This is a genomic window from Streptomyces sp. IBSBF 2435 (assembly GCF_036815005.1).
GTDB lineage: Bacteria > Actinomycetota > Actinomycetes > Streptomycetales > Streptomycetaceae > Actinacidiphila.
This window is the reverse complement of the sequence record NZ_JAJSYW010000115.1, coordinates 12457-22060: the sequence shown is the minus strand read 5'-3', so window position 1 is coordinate 22060 and position 9604 is coordinate 12457. Positions and strand designations below refer to the sequence as shown.

Annotated in this window: 9 protein-coding genes; 6 read left to right on the top strand and 3 right to left on the bottom strand. The window is 72.7% G+C overall.

What is annotated here, in order from left to right; genetic code table 11:
• Positions 1–204 precede the first annotated feature (204 nt).
• Positions 205–1098 (bottom strand): AurF N-oxygenase family protein, encoded by an 894-nt coding sequence (locus V7E46_RS21635; RefSeq protein ID WP_333769964.1) that lies wholly within the window; start codon positions 1096–1098, stop codon positions 205–207.
• 147 nt (positions 1099–1245) lie between these two features.
• Between V7E46_RS21635 and V7E46_RS21630 the strand changes: the two genes are divergently transcribed.
• The 3 genes from V7E46_RS21630 (at position 1246) to V7E46_RS21620 (ending at position 4554) form a co-directional block, all read left to right on the top strand.
• Positions 1246–2358, top strand: coding sequence for a ferritin-like domain-containing protein (locus V7E46_RS21630; protein ID WP_333769963.1), 1113 nt, complete (start codon positions 1246–1248; stop codon positions 2356–2358).
• Positions 2359–2375: 17 nt separating this feature from the next.
• Entirely contained in the window at positions 2376–3542 is a 1167-nt protein-coding gene (locus V7E46_RS21625; RefSeq protein WP_333769962.1) for a CapA family protein, read from the top strand.
• Between the two features lie 145 nt (positions 3543–3687).
• Complete coding sequence (locus V7E46_RS21620; protein WP_333769961.1) at positions 3688–4554, top strand: polysaccharide deacetylase family protein; 867 nt, start codon at positions 3688–3690, stop codon at positions 4552–4554.
• Positions 4555–4606: 52 nt separating this feature from the next.
• Here the strand turns inward: V7E46_RS21620 and V7E46_RS21615 are convergent, their stop codons facing one another.
• A complete protein-coding gene (locus V7E46_RS21615) occupies positions 4607–6085 on the bottom strand; it encodes a penicillin-binding transpeptidase domain-containing protein (RefSeq protein WP_333769960.1) in 1479 nt (492 codons plus the stop codon).
• Positions 6082–7167, bottom strand: coding sequence for an FtsW/RodA/SpoVE family cell cycle protein (locus tag V7E46_RS21610; protein ID WP_443054291.1), 1086 nt, complete (start codon positions 7165–7167; stop codon positions 6082–6084). Before V7E46_RS21610 ends, V7E46_RS21615 begins: the two co-directional genes overlap by 4 nt.
• A 416-nt stretch (positions 7168–7583) precedes the next feature.
• Here V7E46_RS21610 and V7E46_RS21605 point away from each other — a divergent pair, with 416 nt between their 5' ends.
• The 3 genes from V7E46_RS21605 to V7E46_RS21595 all read left to right on the top strand — a co-directional run bounded on the left by V7E46_RS21605 (position 7584) and on the right by V7E46_RS21595 (position 9408).
• Positions 7584–8297 carry a pentapeptide repeat-containing protein gene (locus tag V7E46_RS21605; protein ID WP_333769958.1) on the top strand — a complete coding sequence of 238 codons (714 nt, stop codon included), beginning with the start codon at positions 7584–7586 and terminating at the stop codon, positions 8295–8297.
• A complete protein-coding gene (locus tag V7E46_RS21600) occupies positions 8294–8785 on the top strand; it encodes a glutathione peroxidase (RefSeq protein ID WP_333769957.1) in 492 nt (163 codons plus the stop codon). The genes V7E46_RS21605 and V7E46_RS21600 overlap by 4 nt, the downstream gene beginning before the upstream one ends.
• 155 nt (positions 8786–8940) lie before the next feature.
• Positions 8941–9408 carry a hypothetical protein gene (locus V7E46_RS21595; protein ID WP_329174787.1) on the top strand — a complete coding sequence of 156 codons (468 nt, stop codon included), beginning with the start codon at positions 8941–8943 and terminating at the stop codon, positions 9406–9408.
• Positions 9409–9604 lie beyond the last annotated feature (196 nt).

Sequence of the window (9604 nt, the reverse complement as noted above, 5' to 3'; positions counted from 1 at the left end):
CCCATGGGGCCACGCGCCCTCCCGCGTACCCCCGCCGCCGGCCGACGAGACCCGGGGCCGGTGCCGACCCGCTGCCAGGCGACATGACCCGGCGTCAGCCGACCCAGCGGCGCCGCCGACTCACCGCCGGCCGCACGGGGGCCGCCGGCCCGGAGCCGGCCCCGATCCGCCGTCAGGCCCACCGGGGCCGGGGTCGACCCGGCGTCAGGCGACCAAGCCCGAGGCGCGCCACAGGCGCTTGCTCGGGCCCCGGACCAGCCCGATCTCCTCGAAGAAGTCCATCAGCCGCTTCGCGGACTGCCGCATCACGTCCTGCCGGTGCGGGCTGTTCAGCGCCAGGTGCGTCGCGTACTCGGGGTCGAGGCCGACCTCCGCGTAGACCTGCGGGCTGATCAGCGAGCGGGCTATCACCCGCGCGGCCTGCGCGGACGTCATCCGGGTGAACTCGATCTCCCAGCGCGGCGCGGTGACCATCTGCCGCCGCAGTTCCTCGCGGGCGTAGCGGATGTGCCGTGCCTCCTCGACCACGTGGATGCGGGTGATGCCGCGCACCAGCGGCTGGACCCGCTCGTCCGGGAAGGTCAGCCGCTGCATCCAGTCGAGGATCTCCTCGGCCAGCAGCGTGCCGGTGAAGGAGCCCGGAGTCGTGGACACCGTTTTGAGCACCCGGCCGAGTTGCAGGTCGAGCCGGCTCGGCCGGTAGGCGGGGGTGCCCATCTTGGTGACCGCGCGGGCGAACATCTTGGAGTGCCGGCACTCGTCGGCGATCTCGGTGAGCGCGTAGCGGACGTGCCCGCTGGTCGGGTCGAGGTCGTAGGTGTGCCGCAGCAGCAGCTGCATCAGGATCGTCTCGAACCACACCCCGATCGAGCACAGCGACGCCGTCTCGTGCCGGCTCAGCGCGATCCGCTGCTCCTGCGACATGTGTTTCCACAGCGGGGTGTCGTAGAGCGAGACCAGCTCCGGCGGCCAGAACCAGCGGCCCTCCTCGAAGGGCGCGTCCCAGTCCAGCTCGGTATCGGGGTCGAAGGAGTGCTTCGCGGACGCCGTGAGCAGGCGTTCCGCGGTCCTCTCGCGGTCGGTCAGTGTGGCGTCCATGCCGAACAGGCCTCCGGTGCAGGAAGGTTACCAGCGGTACGGGTCTTATGAGACTCTGTGTCAACAAGGCCGTCAAGACCCCGCACAGGAACCGGCCCCACGCGGCCGGCCCGCCCGCCACCCGACCGAGGTGAATGGAGCCGCACCATGCCGACGGAAGGCCGCTACACCCAGCCCCCCACCGAGTGGAGCTGGGAGGTGCCCGCCCACGGCACCGCCCGCTTCTCCTGGGAGTACGACGACGGCCGCGAGCGGCTGCTCGCGCTGTACCAGAAGGGCAAGGACAAGCAGTGGGACGCGGTCCGCCGGATCGACTGGGACCTGGAGGTCGACCCGTTCAACCCGCTGGGCACCCCCGACGAGGTCATGCCGCTGTACGGCACCCGGCACTGGGACGCGATGTCGCAGGCCGACCGCGGGCTGCTGCGGCAGCACTACACCTCCTGGCAGTTCAGCCAGTTCCTGCACGGCGAGCAGGGCGCGATGGTGTGTGCGGCCCGGATCGTGGAGTCCGCGCCCGACCTGGACGCGAAGTTCTACTCGGCGACCCAGACCATGGACGAGGCCAGGCACGCCGAGATCTACGGCCGCTTCCTGCACGAGAAGATCGGCATGCTCTACCCGATCAACGACAACCTCCAGGCGCTGCTCGGCGACACCCTGCGGGACTCGCGCTGGGACATGCCCTACCTCGGGATGCAGGTGCTCATCGAGGGCCTGGCGCTGGCCGCCTTCGGCATGATCAGGGACACCACCACCAAGCCGCTGCCGCAGCAGATCCTGTCCTACGTCATGCAGGACGAGGCCCGGCACGTGGCCTTCGGGCGGATGGCGCTGCGCGACTACTACAAGCAGCTCACCGACGCGGAACTGCGCGAACGCGAGGAGTTCGTGATCGAGGGCTGCTACCTGATGCGCGACCGGCTGCGCGGTGTCGAGGTGCTGGAGAACTTCGGCATCCCCACCGCGGAGGCGGCCGAGCTGACCGAGAAGTCGGAATTCCTGGCCCTGTTCAGGAAGCTGCTCTTCTCCCGGATCGTGCCGTGCGTCAAGGACATCGGGCTGTGGGGGCCGCGGCTCCAGCAGGCCTACGTCGACCTGGGCGTCTTCGACCTCGGCGACTCCAACCTCGACCTGCTGATGGCCCAGGACGAGGAGATCGCCGAACGGCTGGACGCCGAGCGGTTCGCCGCCGAGGAGGACGCGCGGGTGGCCGAAGTAGCCGAAACCATCACCCAGGGGGCGGACGGACAACCATAGGATCGTACGCTTGTCCGATGACCGACACCGGACCGATATCGCGGCGCGCCGCCCGCCGGGTCAAGGCGCGCCGCCGACGCCGGAGGAACGCGGCCGTCGGCCTGTCGGTCCTGCTCGTCGCCGCCGCGGCCACCGGCTGGGCGGTCCTCGGCCGCAGCGGCAGCCCGGCCGACGCCGCCGCCCGGCAGGGCGCCGCGCCGGACGGGACGCCGGCCGCCGCCGCGAAGCGCCCGACCGCGCCCGCCGAACCGCCCGGCACGCTGACCCTCGCCTTCGCGGGCGACGTCCACTTCACCGAGCGCACCGCCGGCCGGCTCGGCGTCGATCCGGCGCTCGGCCCGATGTCCGCCGCCCTGTCCGCGGCCGACTTCGCGATGGTCAACCTGGAGAGCGCGATCACCACCCGCGGCACCGCGCAGCCGAAGAAGTACCACTTCCGTACCGGCCCCGACGCCCTCGGCGCCCTCCAGCGCTCCGGGATCGACGCGGTGACCATGGCCAACAACCACGCCGTCGACTACGGCGCCCAGGGCCTCGCCGACTCCCTCGCCGCGCAGCGCGACTCGCCGATCCCGGTGCTCGGCATCGGCCCCGACGACACCGCCGCCTACCGGCCGTACGTGACCACGGTCAACGGCGTACGCCTCGCGGTGGTCGCCGCCAGCCAGGTCCACGACATCACCAACCAGAACTTCAGGGCCGGTCCGAACCGCCCCGGCATAGCCTCCGCGCTCGACCGGCCGCGGCTGCTGCACGCCGTGAAGGCCGCGAAGGCGAAGGCGGACGTGGTCGTGGTCTACCTGCACTGGGGCACCGAGGGGCAGAGCTGCCCCGGACCGGAGCAGAGGTCGATCGCCGCGGACCTGTCGGCGGCCGGCGCGACCGCGGTGGTCGGCACCCACGCCCATGTGATGCTCGGCTCCGGCATGCTCGGGCCGACCTATGTCGCCTACGGCTTCGGCAACTTCCTCTGGTACGGCTCCTCGCCCTACCCGCACTCCGACGAGACCGGGGTGACCACCCTGACCGTCACCCGCGGCAAGGTCGCCAAGGCCGACTTCGCCCCGGCCCTGGTCGACGGCCAGGGCGTGCCGCAGCCGCGGACCGGCGCCGCGGGCCGGCGGATCACCGACCGCTACGGGCAACTGCGGTCCTGTACCGGACTGACGACCGCTCCGCACTGATACGTCCTGATCGTGTAACGACCCCCCGACACGGGAAGGCCGGCGGAACCGTACCCTTGGCGACCGCATCTATCCGTGCGCAGGCCGCGCAGTTCACGGATCTGCGCATAAGGGACGGGCGACGAAGTGGGCGGGGTTTCACATCATGACGGGACGGCGGATATCCCTGGGGTGGCTGGCGCCATCGCGGCTGAAGGGCGCGCCGCACGCGGCGGTGGTCGGTGTGGCGGTCGCCGTGGTGCTGATCGCGGCACTGGTCTCGGCGCTGCTGGCACCCGGCGGTGACGGCGGCGGCGACGCGGCGGGTCCCGGCGACCCCAAGGGCGGCGCCCGGCAGCCCGCGGCGCCGCACACCTCGCGCCCCCCGCACACCCCGGGCACCACCGCCCCGCCGGCGGTCCCCGCCGTTCCCGACTCGATCCAGCACCAGCCCGAGGCACCGGGCAGGGCCGTCAACATCACCATCGACGACGGACCCGACCCCCGGTGGACCCCCCAGGTGCTCAGCGTCCTCAAGCAGCACCATGTGCACGCGACCTTCTGCATGATCGGCCCGCAGGCGCAGGCAAACCCCGCCCTGGTCCGCCGGGTCGTCGCCGAGGGCCACCGGCTGTGCGACCACACCGTCCACCACGACGAGCACATGGACCACAAGCCCTTCGCGTACCAGCAGAAGGAGATCATGGACGCCTACACCATGATCAAGGGCGCGTCCGGCGGCGCCCCCGTGCCGTACTACCGGGCGCCCGGCGGCGCCTTCACCCCGGCCAGCCGCGCGCTCGCCGCACAGCACGGGATGCGGCCGCTGGGCTGGAACATCGACACCAAGGACTTCGCCCGGCCCGGCGTCGGCACCATCCTGGCCACCGTCAAGAGCGAGATCCACAACGGCCCGACGATCCTCTTCCACGACGGCGGCGGCGACCGCAGCCAGACCGTGGCGGCCCTCGACCAGTCGCTGACCTGGCTGGCCCAGCAGGGCTACACCTTCAGCTTCCCCAAGGTGGACTGACCGCTCGCACGAGCCCGCGAAAGCCCCTGAGAGCCCGCACGAGCGCGCGCCCTCAGCCGCCGAACGCCCGCGGCGGCGCGGCCAGCACCGACCGCATGACCGCCTTCGCGATCGGCGCCGCGGTGCCGCCGCCCGAGATGTCGGCCCTGGCCGCCTCCGCGTCCTCCACCACCACGGCCACCGCCACCGCCGCCCGGTCCGCGCCGGGCGGTTTGGCGTAGCTGATGAACCACGCGTAGGGCGTGCCCTTGTTGCCGAAGCCGTGCTGGGCGGTGCCGGTCTTGCCGCCCACCACCGCGCCCGGGATCGCCGCGTTGGTGCCCGTGCCGTCGCTGACCACCGCCTCCATCAGCCGCTGCAACCGCTCGGCGGTGCCCTCGCTCACCGCCCGGTGCAGCCGTACGGGTCCGGTACGCGCCACGACCGCGCCGGCGTGGTTGGTGACCCGGTCCACCAGATACGGCGTCATCAGCTCGCCGCCGTCGCCGACCGCGGCGGCCACCATCGCCATTTGCAGCGGCGTCGCAGTGGTGTCGAACTGCCCGATCGCGGACAGCGCCACCTGGTCGGGGCCCATCGCGGTGTCGATGTTGCTCTTGGCCACCCCCGGCGGAATCCGCAGCCCGGTGTCGTTGAAGCCGAAGGCCTGCGCCTGCCGGACCATCGCGGTCAGGCCCACGTCGGCGCCCAGCTTGGCGAAGACGGTGTTGCACGAGATCCGGAAGGCGTCGTAGACGCTGGCGTCGTCGCAGCCGCGGCCCTCGTTGGTCAGCGACACGGTGGTGCCGGGCAGCTGGTACGGGTCGGGGGAGTCGGTCGGCGCCAGCAGGTCGGTCACCGTACCGCTCTCCAGCGCCGCCGCCGCGGTGACCACCTTGAAGGTCGAACCCGGCGGATACGTCTGGCGGATCGCCCGGTCCAGCATCGGCTGCGCCGGGTCGTCGTTCAGCCGCTGCCACTCGGCCGTGACGCCGGGGCCCGTACCGGCCAGCAGCGCCGGGTCGTAGGAGGGCGAGGAGACCAGGGCCAGGATCCGCCCGGTCGCCGGGTCGATCGCGGCGACCGCGCCCCGGCGGCCCGCGAGACCGGTGTAGGCCGCCTTCTGGGCCGCCGCGTCGATCGTGGTGTGGACGTCGCCCGGGCGCTGCCGGTTGCGGGTGATCTCCTTCCACAGCGGCACCGAGGCCAGCCGCGGGCTGGTGCCGGCCAGCAGCCCGTCCTCGGTGCCCTCCAGCAGCGAGGTGCCGTAGGTCTGCGAGGCGAAGCCGGTCACCGGCGCGTACAGCGGCCCGTCGCGGTACGTACGGGCGTACGCCAGCTGGCCGCCGGTGTCCTGCGACCCGGTGACCTTCGCGGCGCCGACCAGGATGCCGCCGCGCGGGTGCTGGTAGCGGGCGATGGCGATCCGCCGGTTGGCCGGGTCGGCCGCGGCGGCGCCCGCGTCGAGGACCATCACCCGGACCGCGTTGAGGGCCAGCGCCAGCAGCAGGGCCAGGCCCAGCGCGGCGCAGCGGCGGATGCAGCGGGTCATGGGGCGTCCTCCGGCGGCTCGGGCGGCGGGCGGCGGGCGCTGTCGCTGACCCGGATCAGCAGCGCCACGATGATCCAGTTGGTGACGACCGACGAGCCGCCCTGGGCGAGGAAGGGCATCGCCATCCCGGTCAGCGGGATCAGGTCGGTCACCCCGCCGGTGATCACGAACACCTGGAGCGCCAGGATCGTCGCCAGGCCCACCGCGAGCAGCCGCCCGAAGGGGTCGCGCACCGCGAGCCCGGCCTGCATCCCGCGGGCCGTCAGCAGGGCGTACAGCGCGAGCAGCGCGCACAGCCCGGCCAGGCCCAGTTCCTCGCCGACGGTGGCCAGGATGAAGTCCGACTTCGTGGCGAAGCCGATTAGCTCGGGGTGCCCCTGGCCGAGTCCGGTGCCCAGCACCGCGCCGTTGCCGAAGGCGAAGAGCGACTGGGCGAGCTGGCCGGGGCCGAGCCCCGCGCCGATGCTGGCGAAGGGGTGCAGCCAGTCCTCGACCCTGCTGTGCACATGCGGCTCCAGCGCGCCCGCGGCGACCGCGCCCGCCGCGCTGAGCAGCAGCCCCACCGCGACCCAGCCGGTGCGCCCGGTCGCCACGTAGAGCAGCACCACGAAGAGGCCGAAGAAGAGCAGCGAGGTGCCCAGGTCGCGCTCCAGCACCAGCAGGCCGACGCTCAGCAGCCAGATCGCCAGCACCGGCCCCAGCACCCGCCCGGTCGGCAGCTGGAGCCCGCGCGGCCCGAAGACCCGGCGGCCGGTGTAGGCGAGCGCCGCCCGGTTCGCCGACAGGTAGGCGGCGAAGAACACCGCGAGCAGCACCTTCGCGAACTCGCCCGGCTGGATGGAGAATCCGGCGGCCCTGATCCAGATCTTGGCGCCGTTGACCGCGGGGAAGAAGATCGGCGCCGCCATCAGCGCCAGCGCGGCCGTCACCCCGACGTAGCAGTAGCGGGCCAGCACCCGGTGGTCGTCGAGCGCCAGCACCACCAGCACGAAGAGCGTGATGCCCAGCGTCGACCAGACCAGCTGGGTCGGCGCGGCCCGCGGCCCGAGCGACGGCTCCAGGTCGAGCCGGTAGATCAGCACCAGGCCGAAGCCGTTGAGCAGCACCGCGATCGGCAGCAGCAGCGGATCGGCGTAGGGCGCCCTGGCCCGTACCGCGAGATGGGCCAGCAGCGCGAGCAGCGCGAGTCCGGCGCCGTAGCCGGCCGCGTCGCCGGGGACCGCGCCCCGGGTGGCGAGCCCGACCTCCGCGTAGCCGTACACCGACACCAGCACCGCTGCCGCGGTCAGCGACAGCTCCACCCCGCGGCGCCGGGACCGGGGCGGCGCCGGGCGGTGGACCGCGGCGGTCGGAGCCTGGGGTGGCGGAGCGTCAGCCGACGTTGCGCTCATGGGCTGCAACCTAGCAAGGCGCGGGTGACATGTCCGTCATGTCACCCCGGGGCGGCGCCGCCGGTCCCCCCGGGGCACTGTCGGACCCCGCGCGTAGGGTGATCGGTGTGACCGCATCGCACGCCCGCCCCACCGTGCCGCACGACCTCGCGGACCTGCCGTACGCCGCCCTGCTGCGCCCGCACACCGGGCCGCTGGCCGTCGAGGGGGACTACGACACCGTCCATCTCGACGGGCTCGACATCGCGGAGGGCACCCGCGCGCCCGGCTCCCGCTTCCTGGAGTCCGCGATCACCGACTGCGTCTTCGCCGGCACCGACCTGCGCGGCGCCCGGTTCAACGACGCCTGGGCGTCCGGCACCCGCTTCACCGGCTGCACCCTGGCCGGCAGCCAGTGGCTGGACTCCGCTCTCGTCGGGTGCTCGCTGGCCGGCGTCGAGGCCTTCGACGCCGGGATGCGCCGGGTCGCCTTCGTCCGCTGCAAGCTCGACTCGGTCAATCTGCGCTCCGCCGCCCTGCACGACGTGGCCTTCGAGGACTGCGTGCTGCGGGACGTCGACTTCGGCGAGGCCCGGCTCGACGGTGTCACCTTCCCCGGCAGCCGGATCGAGCGGGCCAGGTTCGGCCGCGCCACCTTGAAGAACGTCGACCTGCGCGGCGCCCTGTCCATCGCCCTCGCCGACGGCTACGAGTCGTTGCGCGGCGCCGTGATCAGCCACCCGCAGCTGCTCGACCTCGCCCCCGCACTCGCCCAGACCCTCGGCCTCACCGTGGCCGATTCCGCCCCCGCGTCAGAACCCGACAGGAGCACCAAGCGATGAGCACCCTCCACGACATCCCGCTGCAGACCCTCGACGGCGCCGCCACCACCCTCGGCGAGCACCGCGGCAAGGCCGTCCTGGTGGTCAATGTGGCGTCCAAGTGCGGGCTGACCCCGCAGTACGAAGGCCTGGAGCGGCTCCAGCAGAAGTACGCCGAGCGCGGCTTCACGGTCCTCGGTGTGCCCTGCAACCAGTTCGGCGGCCAGGAGCCCGGCAGCGCCGAGGAGATCCAGACCTTCTGCTCGACCACCTACGGCGTCAGCTTCCCGCTGCTCGCGAAGGCCGACGTCAACGGCGCGAACCGGCACCCGCTCTACGCCGAGCTGACCCAGCTGCCCGACGCGGCGGGCGAAGCGGGGGATATCACCTGGAATTTCGAGAAGTTCCTGGTCAACGGGGACGGTGTGGCCGTCTCCCGGTTCCGTCCCGCCGTCGCTCCGGAGACGCCGGAGGTCACTGGGGCGATCGAGGCGCTGCTCCCGCGCTGACCCACTCTCCGGGGTGGCAGGCCCGGGCCTGACCTGGGGCGGAGGTGCCTAGATGCGCGTACGCGCCATGGCAGAATCCGGCCGGACTGCGGGCGTTGTCCGGGGGCGGGGGTGCTGGTTTTCTTGAATCACCGCCCCGGCGACGAGAAGGGACAGTGGAAGTGCAGGACTACGAATTCCGGACCGGCCACCTGTGTGTCGAGACGGATCCTGCGCTCTGCCTGCCCTGCCAGGAGCGGCTGGATCGGCAACTCGCCTTGCTTCCCCGGGTATACGGCGAGTTGGAGGTTGTCCTCGTAGCAGCGCAGGACCCCGGCGACAGACTGTCCGGTACTGACCGGCCCGGCATCCCCCTGAACGGGCCGGCAGTCGAGGCGCGCGCCGCTGTACGAGACACCTTGGCCTCCTGGGCCGATCTGATAGTCGAGGGCCGCACCGTCCGCCTCCCCCTGCGGACGGTGCCGGCCCTCGCGGCATTCCTGCGCCGCCACCTCAGCTGGCTGGCGGTCCACCCCGCGGCCGATGACGCGGCCACCGACATCGACACCGTCCTGCAGCACGCACTGGCGGTCGCCAGGCCCCATCGCGCACCGCTGGCGATGGCGGCCTCAGTCGGGCCCTGACCCGAGCTCCGACCTGGCTTCCCACCACCCCCGAGGATCCCCCCACAGAATGCAAGAAGCACCGTGCGGTCCGCGAACCATCACGGACCGCACGGTGCTTTTGCCCGGGGCTGCCAGGCGGGTGACCGCCGGGCTCGCGACGGCTAGGCCTCGACGGGGGCTTCGACGGGAGCGGGGAACCAGCCGACAGGGGCGG

Excerpts from the sequence above, each read along its gene's own strand:
- V7E46_RS21635 (WP_333769964.1), bottom strand. The coding sequence starts at position 1,098 with ATGGACGCCACACTGACCGACCGCGAGAGGACCGCGGAACGCCTGCTC.
- V7E46_RS21630 (WP_333769963.1), top strand. The coding sequence starts at position 1,246 with ATGCCGACGGAAGGCCGCTACACCCAGCCCCCCACCGAGTGGAGCTGG.
- V7E46_RS21625 (WP_333769962.1), top strand. The coding sequence starts at position 2,376 with ATGACCGACACCGGACCGATATCGCGGCGCGCCGCCCGCCGGGTCAAG.
- V7E46_RS21620 (WP_333769961.1), top strand. The coding sequence starts at position 3,688 with ATGACGGGACGGCGGATATCCCTGGGGTGGCTGGCGCCATCGCGGCTG.
- V7E46_RS21615 (WP_333769960.1), bottom strand. The coding sequence starts at position 6,085 with ATGACCCGCTGCATCCGCCGCTGCGCCGCGCTGGGCCTGGCCCTGCTG.
- V7E46_RS21600 (WP_333769957.1), top strand. The coding sequence starts at position 8,294 with ATGAGCACCCTCCACGACATCCCGCTGCAGACCCTCGACGGCGCCGCC.